At 69.6% G+C, this 21,202-nt stretch carries 23 protein-coding genes; 5 read left to right on the top strand and 18 right to left on the bottom strand.

The genetic code is table 11. From position 1 onward, the window contains the following. Position 1: 1 nt before the first annotated feature. Both AMK31_RS14735 and AMK31_RS14730 read left to right on the top strand, forming a co-directional pair. On the top strand, positions 2–751 hold the full coding sequence (locus AMK31_RS14735; protein ID WP_073940961.1) for an ABC transporter permease: 750 nt from the start codon (positions 2–4) through the stop codon (positions 749–751). A 20-nt stretch (positions 752–771) separates the two neighbouring features. After that, complete coding sequence (locus AMK31_RS14730) at positions 772–1,344, top strand: cob(I)yrinic acid a,c-diamide adenosyltransferase (protein WP_073940960.1); 573 nt, start codon at positions 772–774, stop codon at positions 1,342–1,344. On the opposite strand, the gene AMK31_RS14725 is transcribed toward AMK31_RS14730, so the two are convergent. Beyond that, positions 1,261–1,890, bottom strand: coding sequence for a hypothetical protein (locus AMK31_RS14725; RefSeq protein ID WP_073940959.1), 630 nt, complete (start codon positions 1,888–1,890; stop codon positions 1,261–1,263). The genes AMK31_RS14730 and AMK31_RS14725 overlap by 84 nt on opposite strands. A 152-nt stretch (positions 1,891–2,042) precedes the next feature. Here AMK31_RS14725 and AMK31_RS14720 point away from each other — a divergent pair, with 152 nt between their 5' ends. The 3 genes from AMK31_RS14720 to AMK31_RS14710 all read left to right on the top strand — a co-directional run bounded on the left by AMK31_RS14720 (position 2,043) and on the right by AMK31_RS14710 (position 5,835). Beyond that, the gene (locus AMK31_RS14720; protein WP_073940958.1) at positions 2,043–3,233 is read left to right on the top strand and encodes a sensor histidine kinase; all 1,191 of its coding nucleotides are present in this window, start codon (positions 2,043–2,045) and stop codon (positions 3,231–3,233) included. After that, positions 3,230–3,871 carry a response regulator gene (locus AMK31_RS14715; RefSeq protein ID WP_073940957.1) on the top strand — a complete coding sequence of 214 codons (642 nt, stop codon included), beginning with the start codon at positions 3,230–3,232 and terminating at the stop codon, positions 3,869–3,871. The genes AMK31_RS14720 and AMK31_RS14715 overlap by 4 nt, the downstream gene beginning before the upstream one ends. Before the next feature lie 131 nt (positions 3,872–4,002). Then, positions 4,003–5,835, top strand: coding sequence for a glycoside hydrolase family 18 chitinase (locus AMK31_RS14710; protein ID WP_073940956.1), 1,833 nt, complete (start codon positions 4,003–4,005; stop codon positions 5,833–5,835). A gap of 13 nt (positions 5,836–5,848) precedes the next feature. On the opposite strand, the gene AMK31_RS14705 is transcribed toward AMK31_RS14710, so the two are convergent. The 17 genes from AMK31_RS14705 to rpmE all read right to left on the bottom strand — a co-directional run bounded on the left by AMK31_RS14705 (position 5,849) and on the right by rpmE (position 21,028). After that, entirely contained in the window at positions 5,849–6,295 is a 447-nt protein-coding gene (locus AMK31_RS14705; RefSeq protein ID WP_073940955.1) for a DUF2550 domain-containing protein, read from the bottom strand. A gap of 162 nt (positions 6,296–6,457) precedes the next feature. Then, positions 6,458–6,832: a F0F1 ATP synthase subunit epsilon gene (locus AMK31_RS14700; protein ID WP_073940954.1), complete on the bottom strand. Its 375-nt coding sequence runs from the start codon at positions 6,830–6,832 to the stop codon at positions 6,458–6,460. A gap of 112 nt (positions 6,833–6,944) precedes the next feature. Further along, positions 6,945–8,381, bottom strand: a complete 1,437-nt coding sequence (gene atpD / locus AMK31_RS14695) for a F0F1 ATP synthase subunit beta (protein WP_073940953.1) — start codon at positions 8,379–8,381, stop codon at positions 6,945–6,947. Next, on the bottom strand, positions 8,381–9,298 hold the full coding sequence (locus AMK31_RS14690; RefSeq protein ID WP_073940952.1) for a F0F1 ATP synthase subunit gamma: 918 nt from the start codon (positions 9,296–9,298) through the stop codon (positions 8,381–8,383). The genes atpD and AMK31_RS14690 overlap by 1 nt, the downstream gene beginning before the upstream one ends. Positions 9,299–9,319: 21 nt before the next feature. Further along, entirely contained in the window at positions 9,320–10,927 is a 1,608-nt protein-coding gene (atpA, locus tag AMK31_RS14685) for a F0F1 ATP synthase subunit alpha (protein ID WP_073940951.1), read from the bottom strand. A gap of 138 nt (positions 10,928–11,065) precedes the next feature. Further along, positions 11,066–11,881, bottom strand: coding sequence for a F0F1 ATP synthase subunit delta (locus tag AMK31_RS14680; protein WP_073940950.1), 816 nt, complete (start codon positions 11,879–11,881; stop codon positions 11,066–11,068). Continuing rightward, on the bottom strand, positions 11,878–12,420 hold the full coding sequence (locus AMK31_RS14675) for a F0F1 ATP synthase subunit B (RefSeq protein WP_073940949.1): 543 nt from the start codon (positions 12,418–12,420) through the stop codon (positions 11,878–11,880). The genes AMK31_RS14680 and AMK31_RS14675 overlap by 4 nt, the downstream gene beginning before the upstream one ends. Before the next feature lie 41 nt (positions 12,421–12,461). Next, entirely contained in the window at positions 12,462–12,692 is a 231-nt protein-coding gene (atpE, locus tag AMK31_RS14670; RefSeq protein ID WP_009321656.1) for an ATP synthase F0 subunit C, read from the bottom strand. Between the two features lie 75 nt (positions 12,693–12,767). After that, the gene (gene atpB, locus AMK31_RS14665) at positions 12,768–13,595 is read right to left on the bottom strand and encodes a F0F1 ATP synthase subunit A (protein WP_073940948.1); all 828 of its coding nucleotides are present in this window, start codon (positions 13,593–13,595) and stop codon (positions 12,768–12,770) included. A 225-nt stretch (positions 13,596–13,820) separates the two neighbouring features. Further along, positions 13,821–14,258, bottom strand: coding sequence for a hypothetical protein (locus AMK31_RS14660; protein WP_073940947.1), 438 nt, complete (start codon positions 14,256–14,258; stop codon positions 13,821–13,823). A 286-nt stretch (positions 14,259–14,544) separates the two neighbouring features. Then, entirely contained in the window at positions 14,545–15,849 is a 1,305-nt protein-coding gene (locus AMK31_RS14655) for an MraY family glycosyltransferase (RefSeq protein WP_073940946.1), read from the bottom strand. 129 nt (positions 15,850–15,978) lie between these two features. Beyond that, positions 15,979–17,217 (bottom strand): serine hydroxymethyltransferase, encoded by a 1,239-nt coding sequence (glyA, locus tag AMK31_RS14650; protein WP_073940945.1) that lies wholly within the window; start codon positions 17,215–17,217, stop codon positions 15,979–15,981. A 132-nt stretch (positions 17,218–17,349) separates the two neighbouring features. Then, a complete protein-coding gene (locus tag AMK31_RS14645) occupies positions 17,350–17,997 on the bottom strand; it encodes an arsenate reductase/protein-tyrosine-phosphatase family protein (protein WP_073940944.1) in 648 nt (215 codons plus the stop codon). Positions 17,998–18,049: 52 nt separating this feature from the next. Further along, positions 18,050–18,697 (bottom strand): L-threonylcarbamoyladenylate synthase, encoded by a 648-nt coding sequence (locus tag AMK31_RS14640; RefSeq protein ID WP_073940943.1) that lies wholly within the window; start codon positions 18,695–18,697, stop codon positions 18,050–18,052. 52 nt (positions 18,698–18,749) lie between these two features. Further along, a complete protein-coding gene (prmC, locus tag AMK31_RS14635; protein WP_073940942.1) occupies positions 18,750–19,595 on the bottom strand; it encodes a peptide chain release factor N(5)-glutamine methyltransferase in 846 nt (281 codons plus the stop codon). A 32-nt stretch (positions 19,596–19,627) separates the two neighbouring features. Next, positions 19,628–20,695 carry a peptide chain release factor 1 gene (gene prfA / locus AMK31_RS14630; protein WP_073940941.1) on the bottom strand — a complete coding sequence of 356 codons (1,068 nt, stop codon included), beginning with the start codon at positions 20,693–20,695 and terminating at the stop codon, positions 19,628–19,630. A gap of 108 nt (positions 20,696–20,803) precedes the next feature. After that, positions 20,804–21,028: a 50S ribosomal protein L31 gene (gene rpmE / locus AMK31_RS14625; protein WP_030944953.1), complete on the bottom strand. Its 225-nt coding sequence runs from the start codon at positions 21,026–21,028 to the stop codon at positions 20,804–20,806. Positions 21,029–21,202 lie beyond the last annotated feature (174 nt).

Here is a 21,202-nt window from a genome sequence, read left to right as displayed (position 1 = left end):
GATGCTGCTGCACGACACCGCGCTGATCTACGGGCGGTACGCCCGCCAGACCCTGCGCTCCCGCTTCGCGATGCTCTTCGGCGCCTTCATGCCCCTGCTCTATCTGCTGTTCTTCGGTCCGCTGCTCACCGGTCTGCCGCTGGGCGGGCAGGGCAGTTCCTGGCAGGTGCTGGTGCCGGGGCTGCTGATGCAACTCGGACTCTTCGGAGCCCTGTTCGCCGGGTTCATGATCCTCGTCGAGAAGGGCGAGGGCGTCGTCGAGCGGATGCGCGTGACCCCCGTCAACCGGCTGGCGCTGCTGCTGGGCCGGGTCCTGCGGGACGCCACCGTGTTCGTCTTCCAGGCGGTGCTGCTGGTGCTGGCCGCGCTGCTGATGGGGCTGCGGGCACCGCTGGCCGGCGTGCTGATCGGCTTCGGCTTCGTCGCCCTGCTGACCGTCTCGCTCGCCTCGCTGTCGTACGCGCTGGCGATGAGGATGCGCAGTCCGCAGGAGTTCGGGCCGCTGATCAATGCCGTCAGCATGCCGTCCATGCTGCTGTCCGGCCTGATGCTGCCGATGAGTCTCGGACCGGCCTGGCTGGACGTCCTCTCCCACTGCGTGCCGTTCCGCTACCTGGTGGACGCCATGCGGGACGCGTACGTCGGCCACTACACGACCGCGGACATGCTCTACGGCACCCTGGTCGCCGTCGGCCTCGCCGTGCTCTCCGTGACGGTGGGCACACGGGTCTTCCGTACCGCCGGGGCCTAGCCGGTCACTACGCTGGCCACATGGTCAATCTAACGCGCATCTACACCAGGACCGGTGACCAGGGCACCACCGCCCTCGGCGACATGAGCCGGGTCGCCAAGACGGACCTGCGGATCTCCGCCTACGCCGACGCCAACGAGGCCAACGCGGTGATCGGCACGGCGATCGCGCTGGGCGGTCTGGACGAGGAGGTCGTCAAGGTCCTCACCCGCGTGCAGAACGACCTGTTCGACGTGGGCGCGGACCTGTCGACGCCGGTCGTGGAGAACCCCGAGTACCCGCCGCTGCGGGTGGAGCAGTTCTACATCGACCGGCTGGAGGAGGACTGCGACCGCTTCAACGAGCTGCTGGAGAAGCTGCGCTCCTTCATCCTGCCCGGCGGCACGCCCGGCGCGGCCCTGCTGCACCAGGCCTGCACGGTCGTCCGCCGGGCGGAGCGGTCCACGTGGGCGGCGATGGAGGTCCACGGCGAGACCATGAACCCCCTGACGGCCACCTACCTCAACCGCCTATCGGACCTGCTCTTCATCCTTGCGCGGATCGCGAACAAGGACGTCGGGGACGTGCTCTGGGTCCCGGGCGGTGAGCGCTGAGTCCTGCTCCCCCGCCGGCGCCTTGCGCGGCCAGACGGTGTACGACAGCGCGATCAGGCCGTAGATGCCGACCACCCGCAGCGCCACCCACTGGAACGAGCGCAGCGAACCGACGTCCCCGGAGTCGCCGACGTACCAGACCGCGAGCTGGAGCAGCCCCAGCGCGACCGCGCCGCCGAGCACCGCGCGCAGCCACAGCTTCGCCTCGTGCACGGCGCGGCCGCGGCCGTAGCGCGGGGGCTTCGGCGGGGGCGGGGCGCCGGCCAGGCGGTGCGCGGCGTGGCCGTCGAGCCAGCGGATGGTGTAGTGGCCGAACGCCACCGTGTAGCCGATGTACAGCGCCGCGACGCCGTGCTCCCAGCTCGGCTCGGCCCCGTTCTTCAGGTCGATCGCCGTCGCCACGAACAGCACCAGCTCCAGGACCGGCTCGCACAACAGCACGACGACGCTGGTGCGGCGCCACTTCAGCAGATAGCGGACGGCGAGGCCCAGCGCCAGCAGCACCCAGAAGCCGACCTCGCAGGCGATGATCAACGTGACGATCACGACATGCTCCCTTCGGTCACCCTTCCAGGCTCCCGGCGGAAGCGGCGGAGATCGTCGTCGGCGGTGACGAACTCGCGGTACATCGAAAGATGCAGTCGAGGACCGTCCGCGGGGATCAGGCGAGCGCGGCGCGCGCCGTGTTGGATGGGTTCATGGCCGCTCCGCGACTCCCCCGCCCGCACCGCTTCGACGCGTACGTCGCGCTGGCCGGGCTGCTCGGCGGGCTGCTGCTGTGGGGCATCGGCCTGGCCACCCGCCCGGCCGGTGAACCCATCGTGCTCTTCCCGGGACGCTGGCCGCTGCTGGTCCCGCTGGCGGTGATGGCGGGCTGCGAGCTGATGCGCCGGGCCGCCCCGCGCACCGCCCTGCTGACGGCCACGGCCGCGCTGACCCTGGACACCATGACCCAGGGCAACCTGGCCACCCTGGTGATGTTCACCGACGTGATGTACGCGGCCGTGCTGTACGGCACCCCGGCCTCGGCCCGGCGCATCCCCTGGATCACCGGACTGATGTCGGTGGCGGCGACGGGGGTGTCGTTCGCGGCGTGGCGCGTGCCCGAGGCGCTGCTGATCGGCGCGGGCGTCGCCATCGTCGCGTTCGCGCCCGCCTCCACCGGCCTGATCGTGCGCAACCACCGCGAGGCCGCCGAGGCCGCGCGGCTGCGCGCCGAGCAGACCGCGCTGCTGGCCGAGATGGACCGGGTGCAGGCGGTCGGGGCCGAGCGGGCGCGGATGGCGCGGGAGTTGCACGACCTGGTCGCCAACCATCTCTCGGCGATCGCCATCCACTCCACGGCCGCGCTGTCCCTGGACGACCCGGACACCACCCGCAGGGCCCTCGGCGTCATCCGGGAGAACAGCGTGGAGGGCCTGGCCGAGATGCGCCGCCTCATCGGCATCCTCCGGGACGCGGGCGCCGACACCGGGCCGTCCGCCGCACCCACCCTCGACGGCCTGGGCACGCTGGTCGACACCGCCCGCGCCAACGGCCTCGACGTCACCCTGCGCGCCGAGTACGACCGCGGCCTGCCCGCGCCGGTGGAACTGGCCGCCTACCGGATCGTCCAGGAGTGCCTGACCAACGCCCTCAAGCACGCCGGGCCCGGCCCCGTCGACGTGACCCTCGCCCAGCTCGACGGCTCGCTCACCATCGCCGTGACCAGCCCGTACGGCGACCGGGACGCCCCGCGCGCGCCCGGCTCCGGGGCGGGGCTGGTCGGGATGCGGGAGCGGGCCGGCCTGCTGCACGGCACGCTGGAGGCGGGCCCCGAGGACTCGGCGGACGGCAAGATCTGGGCCGTACGCGCGACACTTCCCACCGTCGAAGGAGACCCCGCATGATCCGCGTCCTCGTCGCCGAGGACCAGTCCGCCGTCCGCGCCGGGCTGGTGCTCATCCTGGGCAGCGCGCCCGACATCGAGGTGGTCGGCGAGGCGGCGGACGGCGAGCAGGCGGTGGCGCTGGCCCGCGAGCTGCGGCCGGACCTGGTGCTGATGGACGTTCAGATGCCCCGGCTCGACGGGGTGTCGGCGACTCGGCAGGTGGTCGCGGAGGGGCTGGCGGACGTGCTGGTGCTGACCACGTTCGACCTCGACGAGTACGTGTTCGGGGCACTGCGCGCGGGCGCGTCCGGGTTCCTGCTGAAGAACACCGAGGCGAGGGATCTGCTGGCGGCGGTGCGGACGGTGGCGGGCGGGGAGGGGCTGATCGCGCCGGCCGTGACGCGCCGGCTCATCGCCGAGTTCGCGGCCGGGCCGGCGCGGGAGCCGAAGGCGGAGCCGGCAGTGCTGGGACAGTTGACGCGGCGGGAGCGCGAGGTGCTGTCGTGTCTCGGGGAGGGGCTGTCGAACGCGGAGATCGCGGGGCGGCTGGACATGGCGGAGGCCACGGTGAAGACGCACGTCAGCCGGCTGCTGGGGAAGCTCGGGCTGCGCAGCCGGGTGCAAGCTGCCGTGCTGGCGCAGGAGTTGGGCATCTGAGGGGGGGCACCCGCGGCGACCTGGGGAGTGGTCCAGACCTATTGACCTATGGTCCAGACCTTTCTATTCTCGCGGCACCGTGGGCGTGAAGGCTCAGTCACGCCCCCAACATCCCCATAAGGAGGCGCGGAATGCGCTTCAGACACAGAGCCGCGGCAGGGTTCGCGACCCTGTTGCTCCCCTTCGCCGGACTGGTCGGACTCGCCAGCCCCGCGCAGGCCGCCACCGAGGCCACCGCCACCTACGTCAAGTCCCAGGACTGGGGCAACGGCTTCGAGGGCAAGTGGACCGTCAAGAACACCGGCACCACGGCCATCAGCTCCTGGACGGTCGAGTGGGACTTCCCCTCCGGAACGTCCGTCACCTCCGGCTGGGACGCCGACATCACCTCCTCCGGCAACCACTGGACCGCCAAGAACAAGTCCTGGAACGGCTCACTCGCCCCCGGCGCCTCGGTCACCTTCGGCTTCAACGGCACCGGCACCGGCGCCCCCGCCAACTGCAAGCTCAACGGCGGCAGTTGTGACGGCGGCCCGACCGTCCCCGGCGACAACCCGCCGAGCGCCCCCGGCACCCCGACGGCCTCCGGCATCACCGACACCTCGGTGAAGCTCAGCTGGAGCGCGGCCACCGACGACAAGGGCGTCAAGAACTACGACGTCCTGCGCGGCGGCGCCAAGGTCGCCACCGTCACCGGAACGAGCTACACGGACACCGGCCTGACCAAGGCCACCGACTACTCGTACACCGTCCAGGCGCGGGACACCGCCGACCAGACCGGCCCGGTCAGCGGCGCGGTCGCGGTCCGCACCACCGGCGACGACGGCGGCCCCGGCCCGCAGCCCGGCGCCAAGGTGAACCTCGGCTACTTCACCAACTGGGGCGTCTACGGGCGCAACTACCACGTGAAGAACCTGGTCACCTCCGGCTCCGCGGAGAAGATCACGCACATCAACTACGCCTTCGGCAACGTCCAGGGCGGCAAGTGCACCATCGGTGACGCCTACGCCGACTACGACAAGGCCTACACCGCCGACCAGTCCGTCGACGGCGTCGCCGACACCTGGGACCAGCCGCTGCGCGGCAACTTCAACCAGCTGCGCAAGCTGAAGGCCAAGTACCCGCACATCAAGGTGCTGTGGTCGTTCGGCGGCTGGACCTGGTCCGGCGGCTTCCCCGACGCCGTGAAGAACCCGGCCGCCTTCGCCAAGTCCTGCCACGACCTGGTGGAGGACCCGCGCTGGGCCGACGTCTTCGACGGCATCGACCTGGACTGGGAGTACCCGAACGCCTGCGGCCTCAGCTGCGACACCACCAGCGCCAAGAACGCCTTCAGCAGCATGATGAAGGCCATGCGCGCCGAGTTCGGCAACGACGCCCTGGTCACCGCGGCCGTCACCGCCGACGCCAGCGCCGGCGGCAAGATCGAGGCCGCCGACTACGGCACCGCCGCGCAGTACATCGACTGGTACAACGTGATGACGTACGACTTCTTCGGCGCCTGGGCGAAGAACGGGCCCACCGCCCCGCACTCGCCGCTGACCTCGTACTCCGGCATCCCGCAGCAGGGCTTCAACTCCGCCGAGGCGATCGCCAAGTTCAAGGCCACCGGTGTGCCCGCGACCAAGCTGCTGCTGGGCATCGGCTTCTACGGGCGCGGCTGGACCGGCGTCACCCAGTCCACCCCGGGCGGCACCGCGACCGGCCCGGCGGCCGGCACCTACGAGGCCGGCATCGAGGACTACAAGGTCCTGAAGAACAGCTGCCCGGCCACCGGCACCATCGCCGGCACCGCGTACGCGCACTGCGGCACCAACTGGTGGTCGTACGACACCCCGGCGACCATCGGCAGCAAGATGACGTGGGCCAAGAACCAGGGCCTGGGCGGTGCCTTCTTCTGGGAGTTCAGCGGCGACACCGGCAACGGTGAGCTGGTGGGAGCCATGGCCAACGGCCTGAAGTAAACCTCAAGCAGTACTAGGCGACATTGACGCGCTGACCGGGCGGGGCTGCCTCAAGCCACGCGAGGAAACCGGTCAGCGCGTCTTCGCTCATGGCGAGCTCCAGCCGCGTGCCCCGGTGCAGACAGGCGAGGATCACCGCGTCGGAGAGCAGCGCCAGCTCCTCCTCGCCCTCGGGCAGACGCCGGCCGGCCACCTCGATCGCCGAGCGCTCCAGGACCCGGCGCGGGCGCGGGGCGTAGGAGAAGACGCGATACCACTCGACGCGGTCGCCGTTGTAGCGGGCCACTCCGTAGGCCCAGCCCTTGCCGCTGGTGTCGTCCTGCTCCGGGGCGTCCCAGCGCAGGGAACAGTCGAAGGTGCCGCCGGAACGCTGGATGAGTCTGCGGCGCAGACCGAAGACGAACAGCCCCAGCACCACGAGGGCGACGACGATTCCGCACACAGTCAGAGCGAGGACCATCGACACCGACCTCCTCGTCTCCTAGGTAACGGAACGGAAAAAACCTCTATATCTGCCTCAGCCGCGGCCGGCTCCGGATTGCTCCGGTGCCGACCGCGGCTGAGTGACGTCAGTACTCGGCGCTCCCCCAGAGCCTAATCGGCCCGGGAGGGACCCTCGGGGTCAGCGCGCCGCCGCCGCACGCAGTCGGACGTCCGCGCGGCGCTCGGCGGTGGCGTCGCCCTCCGCCTTCGCGCGCTCGAGCTCCCGCTCCGCGCGCTGGACGTCGATCTCGTCCGACAGCTCGGCGATCTCGGCCAGCAGCGACAGCTTGTTGTCCGCGAACGAGACGAAACCGCCGTGCACCGCGGCGACGACCGTTCCACCATCACTCGTACGGATGGTCACCGGGCCCGACTCCAGCACACCGAGCAGCGGCTGGTGACCGGGCATGACGCCGATGTCGCCGGACGTGGTGCGCGCGACGACCAGGGTGGCCTCGCCGGACCAGACCTCTCGGTCGGCCGCGACCAGCGCGACGTGCAGCTCAGCAGCCAAGGTTGGCTCCTCGGGTCACCACCCGGCGGTTCTGCCGGGTGTTGGTTACAAGTCTAGTAGGCGTGCCGGAGGGGGCGGGACGCACCCGCCCCCTCCGGCCAGAGCACGAGGCTCAGGAGACGCCCAGCTCCTTGGCGTTGTTCTTCAGGTCCTCGAGACCACCGCACATGAAGAACGCCTGCTCCGGGAAGTGGTCGTACTCGCCGTCGCAGATCGCGTTGAACGCGGCGATCGACTCGTCCAGCGGCACGTCCGAACCGTCCACGCCGGTGAACTGCTTGGCGACGTGGGTGTTCTGGGACAGGAAGCGCTCCACGCGACGGGCACGGTGGACGACGAGCTTGTCCTCCTCGCCCAGCTCGTCGATACCGAGGATCGCGATGATGTCCTGGAGGTCCTTGTACTTCTGCAGGATGTTCTTCACGCGCATGGCCGCGTTGTAGTGGTCCTGCGCGATGTACCGCGGGTCCAGGATGCGGGACGTCGAGTCCAGCGGGTCCACGGCCGGGTAGATGCCCTTCTCGGAGATCGGACGGGAGAGAACCGTCGTCGCGTCGAGGTGGGCGAACGTGGTGGCCGGGGCCGGGTCGGTCAGGTCGTCCGCGGGGACGTAGATCGCCTGCATCGAGGTGATCGAGTGACCACGGGTCGAGGTGATGCGCTCCTGGAGGAGACCCATCTCGTCGGCCAGGTTCGGCTGGTAACCCACCGCGGAGGGCATACGGCCGAGCAGGGTCGACACCTCGGAACCGGCCTGGGTGAAGCGGAAGATGTTGTCGATGAAGAACAGCACGTCCTGCTTCTGCACATCGCGGAAGTACTCCGCCATGGTCAGACCGGCCAGGGCCACGCGCAGACGGGTGCCCGGGGGCTCGTCCATCTGGCCGAAGACCAGCGCGGTCTTGTCGATGACGCCCGAGTCGCTCATCTCGTCGATGAGGTCGTTGCCCTCACGGGTGCGCTCACCGACACCGGCGAACACCGACACACCGTCGTGGTTGTTGGCGACGCGGTAGATCATCTCCTGGATGAGCACCGTCTTGCCGACGCCGGCACCACCGAACAGACCGATCTTTCCACCCTTGACGTACGGGGTGAGAAGGTCGATGACCTTGACGCCGGTCTCGAACATCTCGGTCTTCGACTCGAGCTCGTCGAAGTTCGGGGCCTTGCGGTGGATGGACCAGCGCTCGCCCGAGTACTGCTCGTCGACGTTCAGGACCTCACCCAGGGTGTTGAACACCTTGCCCTTGGTGAAGTCACCGACCGGGACGGTGATGCCGTCGCCGGTGTCGGTGACCGGGGCCTGGCGGACCAGACCGTCGGTCGGCTGCATGGAGATGGTGCGGACCAGGCCGTCACCCAGGTGCTGGGCGACCTCCAGGGTCAGCGTCTTCTTCTCGCCGGCGTTGGCCGGGTCGGCCACCTCGACGTGAAGCGCGTTGTAGATGTCCGGCATCGCGTCGACGGGGAACTCCACGTCGACGACCGGGCCGATGACCCGCGCGACGCGGCCCGTCGCCGTGGCCGTCTGAGCAGTGGTGGTCATTACTTGTCACTCCCCGCGGTCGCGTCGGCCAGGGCGCTCGCGCCACCGACGATCTCGCTGATTTCCTGGGTGATTTCGGCCTGGCGGGCCGCGTTGGCAAGACGGGAGAGCGTGTTGATCAGCTCGCCCGCGTTGTCGGTGGCCGACTTCATCGCGCGCCGCGTGGCGGCGTGCTTCGAAGCGGCCGACTGGAGCAGCGCGTTGTAGATCCGGCTCTCGACGTACCGCGGCAGCAGCGCGTCGAGGACGTCCTCGGCCGACGGCTCGAAGTCGTACAGCGGGAGGATCTCGCCCTTGGTGGCGGTCTCCTGCGCGACCTCGTCGAGGCTGAGCGGCAGCATGCGCGCGTCGAGCGCGGTCTGCGTCATCATCGACACGAACTCGGTGTAGACGATGTGGAGCTCGTCCACGCCGCCGTCCGCCGTGTCCTTCTCGATGGCCTCGATCAGCGGCGCCGCGATCTTCTTGGCGTCCGCGTACGACGGCTCGTCGGTGAACCCGGTCCACGACTCCGCGATGGTGCGCTCACGGAAGTTGTAGTGGGCGACACCGCGCCGGCCGACGATGTACACGTCGACCTGCTTGCCCTCGCCTTCCAGCCGTGCGGTCAGCTGTTCCGCAGCCTTGATGGCGTTGGAGTTGAACGCGCCGGCCAGACCACGGTCGCTGGTCAGCAGCAGCACCGCGGACCGGGTGACCGTCTCGGCGGCCGTGGTCAGCGGGTGCTTGGTGTTCGAGCCGGTGCCGACCGCGGTGACCGCGCGCGTCAGTTCCTGCGCGTACGGCGTGGAGGCCGCCACCTTGCGCTGCGCCTTGACGACGCGCGAGGCGGCGATCATCTCCATCGCCTTCGTGATCTTCTTGGTCGCGGTGACGGATCGGATGCGACGCTTGTAGACCCGGAGCTGGGCTCCCATGAGTCAGGTCCCTTCCTTACGTCACTTGGAGGCGCTGGTCGCCTTCGGGGCGGCCGGAGCTTCCTCGCCGAGCAGCTTGCCGTCCGAGGTCTCGAACTGCTTCTTGAAGGCCGCGACGGCGTCGGCGATCGCCTGGATCGTGTCGTCGGACATCTTGGCGCCCTCCTTGATGGAGGTCATCAGACCCTGCTCCTGGCGGTGCAGGTAGTCGAGGAGCTCCTTCTCGAAGCGGCGGATGTCGGCGACCGGGACGTCGTCCATACGACCGGTGGTGCCGGCCCAGATCGAGACGACCTGGTCCTCGGTGGCCATCGGCTCGTACTGGTTCTGCTTCAGCAGCTCGACCATGCGCTGACCGCGCTCCAGCTGCGCCTTGGACGCGGCGTCCAGGTCGGAACCGAAGGCGGCGAACGCCTCCAGCTCACGGAACTGGGCGAGGTCCACGCGCAGACGGCCGGAGACCTGACGCATCGCCTTGTGCTGCGCGGAACCACCGACTCGGGAGACGGAGATACCGACGTTCAGCGCGGGGCGCTGACCGGCGTTGAACAGGTCCGACTCCAGGAAGCACTGGCCGTCGGTGATGGAGATGACGTTGGTCGGGATGAACGCCGAGACGTCGTTCGCCTTGGTCTCGACGATCGGCAGACCGGTCATCGAGCCGGCACCCATGTCGTCGGAGAGCTTCGCGCAGCGCTCCAGCAGGCGGGAGTGCAGGTAGAAGACGTCACCCGGGTAGGCCTCACGGCCCGGCGGGCGGCGCAGCAGCAGCGACACGGCGCGGTAGGCGTCGGCCTGCTTCGACAGGTCGTCGAAGATGATCAGGACGTGCTTGCCCTCGTACATCCACTGCTGGCCGATGGCCGAGCCGGTGTAGGGGGCGAGGTACTTGAAGCCGGCCGGGTCGGACGCCGGGGCGGCGACGATGGTCGTGTACTCCAGCGCACCGTTCTCCTCCAGCGCGCGGCGGACCGACGCGATGGTGGAGCCCTTCTGGCCGATGGCGACGTAGATGCAGCGGACCTGCTTCTTCGGGTCGCCGGAGCGCCAGTTGTCACGCTGGTTGATGATCGTGTCGACGGCCAGGGCGGTCTTGCCGGTCTGACGGTCACCGATGATCAGCTGACGCTGACCACGGCCGATCGGGGTCATGGCGTCGACGGCCTTGTAGCCGGTCTCCATCGGCTCGTGCACCGACTTGCGCTGCATGACCGTGGGGGCCTGCAGCTCGAGGGCGCGGCGGCCGGACGTCTCGATCTCGCCGAGGCCGTCGATCGGGTTGCCGAGCGGGTCGACGACGCGGCCGAGGTAGCCCTCGCCGACCGCGACGGAGAGGACCTCACCGGTGCGGGTGACCGGCTGACCCTCCTCGATGCCGCTGAACTCACCGAGGACGATGGCACCGATCTCGCGCTCCTCGAGGTTGAGGGCGAGGCCGAGGGTGCCGTCCTCGAACTTCAGCAGTTCGTTGGCCATGGCCGAGGGCAGACCCTCGACCTTCGCGATGCCGTCGCCGGCAAGGGTGACCGTACCGACCTCCTCGCGCGAGGCCGCGTCCGGCTTGTACGACTGGACGAAGTTCTCCAGCGCGTCCCGGATCTCCTCCGGCCGGATCGTGAGCTCCGCCATCTGGGTTCCCTGCTCTCCTTGTTGGGCCCGAAGTTTCACTTTGGGGGTCTGGGGGCGACCCCCAGGAATCCTCTGCACGGCCCAACCAGGGCCGTAAGTACGTACTGCGTGTTCAGTTGCCGCGGCCGTCGCGTCGCGTCAGCCGGCGAGCCGGCGCTCAGCGTCGCCGATGCGGTCCGCGACGGAGCCGTTGATGACCTCGTCGCCGACCTGCACCCGGATCCCGCCGAGGACCTCGGGGTCCACGTCGAGGTTGAGGTGCATCTTGCGGCCGTAGAGCTTCGCGAGGGCGGCGCCCAGGCGCTGCTTCTGCGGGTCGCTCAGCGGCACCGCCGAGGTGACGACGGCGACCATGCGGTCCCGGCGGTCGGCGGCGAGCTTGGACAGGGACTCCAGTCCCGCTTCCAGGCTACGTCCCCGCGGCGCGGTCACAAGGCGCGTCACCAGACGCACGGTGGTGGCGTCGGCACGGCCGCCGAGCAGGCTGCGCAGCAGCTCGCCCTTGGCCGAGACGGTGGCCTTGCGGTCGGTCAGCGCGGCGCGCAGCTCGGTGTTCGAGGAGACGATCCGGGCGAACCGGAACAGCTCGTCCTCGACGTTGTCGAGCGTGCCCGCCTTCTGAGCGGCGGTGAGGTCGGCGGTGTCCGCCAGCTCCTCCAGGGCGTCCACCAGGTCGCGGGACTGCGACCAGCGGGAGCGCACCATGCCGGACAGCAGGTCCGCGGTCTCGCCGCCGACCTGGCCGCCGAGCAGCCGCTGGACCAGCTCGGCCTTGGCCTCACCGGCCTGCGCCGGGTCGGTGAAGACCCGACGCAGCGACACCTCGCGGTCGAGCAGCGCGGTGACGGCGGCCAGCTCGTCGGCGAGCCGCGCCGCGTCGACGGACGTGGCGTCCGTCAGCGCGTCGAGACGCTCTCGGGTGGCTGCCAGGGCCTCGCGGCTCGCTCCGTTCATCGCCCGGCCTCGGCCTTCTCCTCGAGCTCGTCGAGGAACCGGTCGATGACACGGCTCTGGCGGGCGTGGTCCTCGAGGGACTCGCCGACGAGCTTGCCGGCCAGCTCGGTGGCCAGCTTGCCGACGTCCTGGCGCAGCGCGGACGCGGCGGCCTTGCGGTCGGCCTCGATCTGGGCGTGACCGGCGGCGACGATCTCCTCGCGCTGCCGCTGGCCCTCGGCCCGCATCTCGGCGATGAGCGTGGCACCCTGCTCCTGCGCCTCCTGGCGCAGGCGCGCGGCCTCGTGCCGGGCCTCGGCGAGCTGGGCCTTGTACTGCTCGAGGACGCTCTGGGCCTCGGTCTGCGCGGCCTCGGCCTTCTCGATACCGCCCTCGATGGCCTCGCGGCGCTCTTCCAGAACCTTGTTGATGTTCGGGAGGAGCTTCTTGGCGAGGAAGCCGAAGACGATGACGAAGGCGAGCAGGCCGATGACAAGCTCAGGGATCGGCGGGACGAGGGGGTTCTCTCCCTCGCTCGCCGCGATGAGCAGCTGGCTCATGTGAGTGCCTTTCGTCTAGTCGGCTGGACTGGTGTCGCTGATCAGTAGCCGTAGACGAACGGCATGACCAGACCGATCAGGGCCAGCGCCTCACAGAAGGCGAAGCCGAGGATCTGGTTGGCGCGGATCAGGCCGGCCGCCTCGGGCTGGCGGGCGAGAGCCTGGGTGCCGTTACCGAAGATGATGCCGACGCCGACGCCCGGGCCGATCGCGGCGAGGCCGTAACCGATGGAGCCGAGGGAGCCTTCGACAGCAGCAAGGGTCTGGGACATGCCAGTTCTTCCTTTTCTTTACGGACCGGTGGGGGTTGGCCACCGGACGAATTGGGGGGTCGGGAAAGCGTCTGATCAGTGGTGCTCGGCGAGAGCGCCCTGAATGTAGGTGCAGGTCAGCAGGACGAAGACGTACGCCTGCAGGGCCTGGACGAACAGCTCGAAGGCGGTCATGACGAGGACCATGACGAACGAGACGCCCGCGTAGGCGATGCCGACGCCGTTCAGCAGGTACCAGCTGGCGATCGTGAAGAGCAGCAGCAGGGTGTGACCGGCGAACATGTTCGCGAAGAGTCGCACCGCGTGGGTGAACGGCCGGATCAGGATGTTCGAGAAGAACTCGATGGCCATCGACAGCGGCAGCACCGGGCCGAGCGACTTGTCGTAGCCGGTGACGTTCTTGAAGAAGCCGACGAAGCCGTGCCGCTTGAAGGTGAGGGACACCCACGTGATGTAGACGATCAGCGCCAGCACTGCCGGGTACGCGATGATCGACGTGACCGGGAACTGGGCGACCGGGATGATCGACCAGAGGTTCATCATCCAGATGAAGAAGAACAGCGAGACGACGAGCGGGACGTACTTCTCGCCCTCCTTCTTGCCGATCGTCTCGTAGACGACGCCGCGCCGGATGAAGTCGTAGCCCGCTTCGGCGACCATCTGGAGCTTGCCGGGGACGACCTTCGGGCGACGGAAAGCGGCCCAGAAGAAGCCGATGATGATGACCGAGCCGAGCAGCGCGAGCAGCATCGTCTTGTTGAAGTACAGATTGCTGTCGCCATCGCCCCAGAGAGGCTGGAACAGGAACGAGTGCAGGCCGGGAGATACCTCGGCGAAGCCACAACCGTCGAAGATGTGGCAGTCGGTCTCGAAAGCGAGCACCTGCGTCGGGTCAGCACTCACCGCGGGCTCCTTCAGCGTGGCGCATAGGTACGGCAACCTCGTTGTGTCGGCGCGGCGCGCAGCCGCTGTTCGGCACTGGACTGGTGTTTCTGATGTGGGGGCGGCGGTTCGGCTTCGAGCCTCGCGATGGAACAGGCGTCAGCTCGGATGCCCGCGCCCGCAGTGCCGCAGTTGGCACCGGACGATAGCAGCTTGTCGAACGCGTCTTTATCCCGGCCCTACCCCTCACGACGACGGGCCCGTCTTCGTGGGCTTGCTGCCCTCGGAGGACTCGGGTTCGACGTAAAGGATCTTGGACTTCATGTGCGCGACCGTCTGCGAGCCGATCCACACGAGGGTGGTCGCGATGAGCGTGAACGCGAATGCCCGCGGGTGGAACAGCGATGTGTGCCTGAATGCGGCGAGGAAGATGAACAGCAGCAGAATTTGAGCCGCGTAGAGCATCAGGCCCATCGCCTGGAACAGGTGCGGAAGCGATTTGGCAGTGCGCTGGAGCACGTACAGGCCGAGGCCCATGAAGAGGATCGTCACCAGGGCGGCCACGACGGAGCCGACGGCCCCCTTGCCGCCGGCCACCACTCCGCTGACGACGGCGGCTGCAGCGCCGACGGCGGCTGTGGGCACAGCGGCCTGGGCCAGGATCCGGACGTCGTTGGACGGCATGGCGGCAACTCCGCTTTCAAAGGGGGCAGGGGTGTCGTCATGGACGAGCGTAGTCCCGGGGTGAGAGGGAACCTCACGCCAATGAACCGTCGCACTACGGTCCTTCGGCTCCATCCGGGGTTCTCGTGAACGGTATCACAAACTATTTGATGAGGTCTTTACCTGGTGGGTGTGCTGGCTGTCACACATGAGAGTGACGCTGCACGTCTGTGCAAAAACCGCGCCCACTTGTCTGGTATTGGGGTGCTTCGTTCCCCCACGGCTTGGCAATGCTTTAGTCAGATTCTTACCTTGAGAGCCGCGAACGGGGGCCTACGGCGGTCGCCCCGTTGACACCGGACACCCCGGCGGCCACCGGAGTGCGCGGCTCCTCGTCCGCCGGGACCTCCTCGACGGCCGGCTGTGCGGCGTCCGGCACGGCCTTGCGGCGCCGGTAGCGCGGCGGCACGAACCGCTCGGCCCAGACCGGGGCGCGCGGCGTGAACCGCGGCAGCAACAGCAGCACGAGGCCGATCGCGCTCAGTACCACGACACCCAGCACGATCCACATGGACGCACTGTTCACGGAGTACGTCAGCGCGCCGAAGGCGATCAGCGCCGACCAGAAGTACATGATCAGCACCGAGCGGCTGTGCGAGTGGCCGATCTCCAGCAGCCGGTGGTGCAGGTGCCCGCGGTCCGCGGCGAACGGCGACTGGCCGCGCCAGGTGCGGCGCACGATCGCCAGGATCAGGTCGGCGGCCGGGATCGCGATGATGGTCAGCGGCAGCAGCAGCGGGATGTAGACGGGCACCGTCTGGTGCACGGTGTTGCGCTCGGACCCGGAGAACAGGTTCATCACGTCCGGGTCGACCTGCCCGGTGACGGAGATCGCGCCGGCCGCCAGCACCAGGCCGATCAGCATCGAGCCGGAGTCGCCCATGAAGATCCGCGCGGGGTGCATGTTGTGCGGCAGGAAGCCCAGGCACATGCCCATCAGGATCGCCGAGAACAGGGTGGCCGGGGCGGCGGCCTCGATGCCGTACGAGTACCAGATGCGGTAGGCGTACATGAAGAACGCGGCGGACGCGATGCACACCATGCCGGCCGCGAGGCCGTCCAGACCGTCGACGAAGTTGACCGCGTTGATGGTGATGACGACCAGGGCGACGGTCAGGAGCGTGCCCTGCCACTGGGTGAGCGCGACCGTGCCGACGCCCGGCACCGGCAGCCACAGGATCGTCAGACCCTGCATGACCATCACACCGGCGGCGATCATCTGGCCGCCCAGCTTGATCAGGGCGTCGATCTCGAACTTGTCGTCGAGCACGCCGATGAGCCAGATCAGCGCGGCGCCGGAGAGCAGCGCGCGGGGCTCGTTGGACTTCTCGAAGACCTGGTTGAGGTTCGTCAGGTGGTCGGCGACCAGCAGACCCGCGCACAGCCCGAAGAACATCGCGATACCGCCGAGCCGCGGAGTCGGTTCCCGGTGCACGTCCCGGGCCCGGATCTCCGGCATCGCCCCCGCCACGATCGCGAACTTGCGTACCGGCCCTGTCAGCAGATACGTCACCGCGGCCGTGATGCAGAGCGTCAGCAGGTATTCACGCACGGGCTTCCCCACAGGTCTCGCTGGCCATCACAGCCCCACACCCTAGCGAGGCACGCATATGTGTGAGGACTTACGGGTAGCGACGATGGTTGCACGAGTGGCTGTGCACCGAAGTGCGCCTACCCCCGCTCAGCCGGGATACGGCGGAAATCCGCCGGTGAGCTCCCGCACCTCGGCACGCACCGCCTTCGTCCGCGCCGGCTCCCGCAGCACGGTCGCGAGCAGGACGCCGATCCGCCGCATCTCCGCCTGCCCCATCCCCTGCGTGGTCACCGCGGCCGTGCCCAGGCGCAGCCCGCGCACATCGCCGTGCGGCAAGGCGCAGCAGTCGAGGATCAGCCCGGCGGCGGCGAGCAGGCCCCGGGCGGCGCGGCCGTCGACGCCGAGCGGGGACGGGTCGGCGGTGATCAGATGGGTGTCGGTGCCGCCGGTGGTGACCGCCAGGCCCTCGGCGGCCAGCACATCCGTGAGAACCCTCGCATTGGCGACCACCTGATGGGCGTACAAGGTGAACGCGTCCGTTGCCGCCTCACCGAACGCGACCGCCTTCGCGGCGATCGTGTGCATCTGGGCGCCGCCCTGGGTGAACGGGAAGACGGCCCGGTCGACGCGCTCCGCCAGCTCGGCGCCGCACAGGATCATCCCGCCGCGCGGACCGCGCAGCACCTTGTGGGTGGTGGCGCACACGACGTCGGCGTACGGCACCGGATTCGGCGCCGCTCCCCCGGCGACCAGTCCGATGGGGTGCGCGGCGTCGGCGATGAGGTAGGCGCCGACCTCGTCGGCGATCTCGCGGAAGAGCGCGTAGTCGAGATGGCGCGGGTAGGCGATGGAGCCGCACACGATCGCCTTGGGGCGATGGCTGCGGGCCAGCGTCCGCACCTGCTCGTAGTCGACGAGCCCGGTCTCCCCGTCGACGCCGTACCCGACGAAGTCGAACCAGCGGCCGGAGAAGTTCGCGGGCGAGCCGTGCGTGAGGTGGCCGCCGTACGGCAGGCCGAGGGCGAGCACGGTGTCGCCGGGCCGCAGCAGGGCCGCGTACGCGGCGAGCACGGCGGAGGAACCGGAATGCGACTGCACGTTGGCGTGCTCGGCCCCGAACAGGGCCTTGGCCCGGTCCACCGCGATCCGCTCGGCGACGTCGACGATCTCGCAGCCGCCGTGGTGGCGGGCTCCCGGATACCCCTCCGCGTACTTGTTGGCGAGCGGTGAGCCGAGCGCGGCCAGCACGGCGGGCGACGTGAAGTTCTCGGCGGCGATCAGCTGGAGGGTCGTCGACTGCCTCTCCAGCTCCCCCAGCAGCAGTTCGGCCAGCTCGGGGTCCTGGGCGCGCAGGACATCGGTCTCGGGGACGTGGGCGACCGTCATGGTGGGCTCCGGGCGACGCGATTTCGGCTCGGTCCGCCTCCGGGGCGCCGTAGCCGGTGCGCGCCCCTTCGGCTCACTCGCCGTGCTGACGTACGTCCAATGTAGGCCCGGGGCCCCTGGGCCGCCCCGCGACTACATCCGCGCGGGTACTCCGGTCAGCGCCGTCACCACCGGATCCAGCGCCTCGTGTATCTCGTCCCCGATCGAACGGAAGAACGTCAGGGGCGCCCCGTACGGGTCGTACACCTCGTCCGCCTCCGCCGTCGGCGCCAGCAGCCAGCCCCGCAGGGCGGCGGCCGCCCGGACCAGGGCACGGGCCCGCATGACCACACCGTCCTCCAGCGGGGGCAGGGTCGCGGGGTCTATGGCGCGGACCAGGCGGGTGAACTCCTTGAGGGTGAAGGTACGCAGGCCCGCCGAGTGGCCCATGGAGATGACCTGGGCGCGGTGGTCGCGGGTGGCCGTCAGGACCAGGTCGGCCCGGATGACGTGCTCGTCCAGCAGCTCCCGGCCGACGAAGCCGGAGGCGTCCGCGCCGAAGTCGGCCAGCACGGTCTCCGCGTTCGCCTCCATCGGCGCGCCCTCGTGGCCCCAGGTGCCCGCGCTCTCCACGATCAGCCCGCCGCCCAGCACACCGAGCCGCTGCGACACGAAATGCCGGGTCAGCCGCTCGGTGATCGGCGAGCGGCAGACGTTGCCGGTGCTGACGTGGAGGATGCGGAAGGTGTCCCTCGGGAAGCCGAAGGTCGTCGTCTCCTCCGCGCTGCCTATGCCACGCATGGGGGTCCCCCCTGCGCGAGCGCCGCCGGGAGCCCGGGGGATTCGGGGGCTGTCAATTCGCCACCTCGAGGTCGGGTACGACCTTCCGCAGCTCGTCCGCCGACAGCGCTCCCTCGCGCAGCAGCAGCGGCACCTCGCGGGTGACGTCGACGATCGAGGACGGCACGTTGCCGGGCGTCGGACCGCCGTCCAGGTAGACGGAGACGGAGTCGCCGAGCATCTGCTGGGCGGCGTCGCAGTCCTCCGGCGCAGGGTGGCCGGTGAGGTTCGCCGACGACACGGCCATCGGGCCGACCTCGGTCAGCAGCTCGATGGCGACCGGGTGCAGCGGCATGCGCACGGCGACGGTGCCACGGGTGTCGCCCAGGTCCCACTGCAGGGACGGCTGGTGCTTGGCGACCAGCGTGAGCGCGCCCGGCCAGAACGCGTCGACCAGCTCCCAGGCGAGCTCGGAGAAGTCCGTGACGAGGCCGTGCAGGGTGTTCGGGGAGCCGATGAGCACGGGGGTGGGCATGTTGCGGCCCCGGCCCTTGGCCTCCAGCAGATCGCCGACCGCCTCCTTGGCGAAGGCGTCGGCGCCGATGCCGTACACGGTGTCGGTGGGGAGGACCACCAGCTCGCCACGGCGGACGGCGGACGCGGCCTCACGCAGACCGGTCACGCGGTCGGTCGCGTCGTTGGTGTCGTATCGCCGTGCCATATCTAGCGGGCCTCCTCGTACACGTGCCTGAGAGAAAGAGTGGGGGTGGTGCTCACGGCAGCGCCTTGCGGGCGGTGGCGAAGCGTGGGCGTTTGTTGAGGTCGGGGTGGTCGGCCGCGTCGGCCCACCCGCGTTCCTCGGTGAAGATCCACGGCACCTGGCCGCCCTGGGTGTCGGCGTGCTCGATCACGACGACACCGCCCGGGCGCAGCAGCCGGTGCGCGGTGCGTTCCAGGCCGCGGATCAGGTCGAGGCCGTCCTCACCGGAGAACAGGGCGAGCTCCGGGTCGTAGTCGCGGGCCTCCGGGGCGACGTACTCCCACTCGGTGAGCGGGATGTACGGCGGGTTGGAGATGACCAGGTCGACCTGGCCGTCCAGGTCGGGGAAGGCGGTCAGCGCGTCGCCCTGCCGCAGGTCGACGCGGGAGCCCTCCATGTTCTTGCGGGTCCACACCAGGGCGTCCTCGGACAGCTCCACGGCGTGCACCCTGGAGCGCGGCACCTCCTGGGCGAGGGCGAGCGCGATGGCGCCGGAGCCGGTGCACAGGTCGACGATGCAGGGCTCCACGACGTCCATGGCGCGCACCGCGTCTATGGCCCACCCGACGACCGACTCGGTCTCGGGCCGCGGCACGAACACGCCGGGCCCGACCTGGAGTTCCAGGTAGCGGAAGAAGGCGCGGCCGGTGATGTGCTGGAGCGGCTCACGCTGTTCCCGGCGCGCGACGACCTCCCAGTAGCGGGCGTCGAAGTCGGCGTCCTCCACGGAGTGCAACTCGCCCCGCTTCACGCCGTGCACGAACGCGGCGAGCTCCTCCGCGTCGGTGCGCGGCGAGGGCACGCCGGCGTCGGCCAGCCGCTGGGTGGCCTGGGCCACCTCCGCGAGCAGCAGGTTCACGCTCGTCCTCCGTGTGGGTACTCGTACGTGCCTTACGCGGCTGCGAGCTTGGCGGCCGAGTCCGCGTCGACGCAGGCCTGGATCACCGCGTCCAGTTCGCCGTCCAGGACCTGGTCAAGGTTGTACGCCTTGAAGCCGACGCGGTGGTCCGAGATCCGATTCTCCGGGAAGTTGTACGTACGGATCTTCTCGGAGCGGTCGACGGTGCGGACCTGGCTGCGGCGGGCGTCGGCGGCCTCCCTCTCCGCCTCCTCCTGCGCCATGGCGAGCAGCCTGGAGCGCAGGATACGCAGTGCCTGCTCCTTGTTCTGCAGCTGGCTCTTCTCGTTCTGGCAGGAGGCGACGACTCCGGTCGGAATGTGCGTGATGCGCACCGCGGAGTCGGTGGTGTTGACGGACTGGCCGCCGGGGCCGGAGGACCGGTAGACGTCGATCCGCAGGTCGTTCGGGTTGATCTCGACGTCGACCTCCTCGGCCTCGGGCGTGACCAGCACACCGGCCGCGGAGGTGTGGATACGGCCCTGCGACTCGGTCGCCGGCACGCGCTGCACGCGGTGCACGCCGCCCTCGTACTTCAGCCGGGCCCAGACGCCCTGGCCGGGCTCGATCTGGCCGCGCGCCTTCACGGCGACCTGGACGTCCTTGTAGCCGCCCAGCTCGGACTCGGTGGCGTCGATGATCTCGGTCTTCCAGCCGACGCGCTCGGCGTAGCGCAGGTACATGCGCAGCAGATCGCCGGCGAACAGGGCGGACTCGTCGCCGCCCGCGCCCGCCTTGATCTCCAGGATCACGTCCTTGTCGTCGCTGGGGTCGCGCGGGACGAGCAGGAAGCGGAGCTTCTCGGTCAGCTCCTCGCGCTGCTGCTCCAGCTCCTTGACCTCGGCGGCGAAGTCGGGGTCGTCGGCGGCGAGCTCACGGGCGGTCTCGATGTCGTCGCCGGTCTGCTTCCAGGAGCGGTACGTGGCGACGATCGGGGTCAGCTCGGCGTACCGCTTGTTGAGCTTGCGCGCGTTGGCCTGGTCGGCGTGGACCGACGGGTCCGCGAGCTTCTTCTCCAGGTCGGCGTGCTCGACGACGAGCTCCTCGACGGCCTCGAACATCTCTGGCTCCTGTGTGCTGAACGGGGGTGAAGTGGGCGGCGACCAAAAACGCCGGTCCCGGCACGCCCGGGAAAGGGACGTGACCGTGGACCGGCGAAAAGGGGCTCGCTACTTCTTGGAGCCGGCGGCAGCCTTGCCGAAGCGGGCCTCGAAGCGGGCCACACGGCCACCGGTGTCGAGGATCTTCTGCTTGCCCGTGTAGAACGGGTGGCACTCGGAGCAGACCTCGGCCCGGATGGTGCCGGACGCGATGGTGCTACGGGTGGTGAACGACGCGCCGCAGGTGCAGCTGACCTGCGTCTCGACGTACTCGGGGTGGATGTCGCGCTTCAAGGTGTCTCCTAGTTTCGGGAGGGCGCCGGGTCGCCGCCGCGGGATGCGGAAGCGTGAACCGGGGCCGACGTACCAGTTTGCCAGGACTGGCGCCTTCTCCCAAAACCGGGGGTACCGGTCGTGTATTCCCCGTGGGCCGCCCGCGGGTTGTGGCGCCCCCCGGCTAGGCTCTGT

This window comes from Streptomyces sp. TSRI0107 (assembly GCF_001905845.1).
Classification (GTDB): Bacteria; Actinomycetota; Actinomycetes; order Streptomycetales; family Streptomycetaceae; genus Streptomyces.
This window is presented reverse-complemented; position numbering and strand designations above follow the sequence as displayed.

Bases quoted from the DNA above. Each gene is read 5' to 3' on its own strand.
- AMK31_RS14735 (WP_073940961.1), top strand. From the start codon at position 2: ATGCTGCTGCACGACACCGCGCTGATCTACGGGCGGTACGCCCGCCAG.
- AMK31_RS14730 (WP_073940960.1), top strand. From the start codon at position 772: ATGGTCAATCTAACGCGCATCTACACCAGGACCGGTGACCAGGGCACC.
- AMK31_RS14720 (WP_073940958.1), top strand. From the start codon at position 2,043: ATGGCCGCTCCGCGACTCCCCCGCCCGCACCGCTTCGACGCGTACGTC.
- AMK31_RS14715 (WP_073940957.1), top strand. From the start codon at position 3,230: ATGATCCGCGTCCTCGTCGCCGAGGACCAGTCCGCCGTCCGCGCCGGG.
- AMK31_RS14710 (WP_073940956.1), top strand. From the start codon at position 4,003: ATGCGCTTCAGACACAGAGCCGCGGCAGGGTTCGCGACCCTGTTGCTC.
- AMK31_RS14705 (WP_073940955.1), bottom strand. From the start codon at position 6,295: ATGGTCCTCGCTCTGACTGTGTGCGGAATCGTCGTCGCCCTCGTGGTG.
- atpD (WP_073940953.1), bottom strand. From the start codon at position 8,381: ATGACCACCACTGCTCAGACGGCCACGGCGACGGGCCGCGTCGCGCGG.
- AMK31_RS14690 (WP_073940952.1), bottom strand. From the start codon at position 9,298: ATGGGAGCCCAGCTCCGGGTCTACAAGCGTCGCATCCGATCCGTCACC.
- atpA (WP_073940951.1), bottom strand. From the start codon at position 10,927: ATGGCGGAGCTCACGATCCGGCCGGAGGAGATCCGGGACGCGCTGGAG.
- AMK31_RS14680 (WP_073940950.1), bottom strand. From the start codon at position 11,881: ATGAACGGAGCGAGCCGCGAGGCCCTGGCAGCCACCCGAGAGCGTCTC.
- AMK31_RS14675 (WP_073940949.1), bottom strand. From the start codon at position 12,420: ATGAGCCAGCTGCTCATCGCGGCGAGCGAGGGAGAGAACCCCCTCGTC.
- atpE (WP_009321656.1), bottom strand. From the start codon at position 12,692: ATGTCCCAGACCCTTGCTGCTGTCGAAGGCTCCCTCGGCTCCATCGGT.
- AMK31_RS14660 (WP_073940947.1), bottom strand. From the start codon at position 14,258: ATGCCGTCCAACGACGTCCGGATCCTGGCCCAGGCCGCTGTGCCCACA.
- glyA (WP_073940945.1), bottom strand. From the start codon at position 17,217: ATGACGGTCGCCCACGTCCCCGAGACCGATGTCCTGCGCGCCCAGGAC.
- AMK31_RS14645 (WP_073940944.1), bottom strand. From the start codon at position 17,997: ATGCGTGGCATAGGCAGCGCGGAGGAGACGACGACCTTCGGCTTCCCG.
- AMK31_RS14640 (WP_073940943.1), bottom strand. From the start codon at position 18,697: ATGGCACGGCGATACGACACCAACGACGCGACCGACCGCGTGACCGGT.
- prfA (WP_073940941.1), bottom strand. From the start codon at position 20,695: ATGTTCGAGGCCGTCGAGGAGCTCGTCGTCGAGCACGCCGACCTGGAG.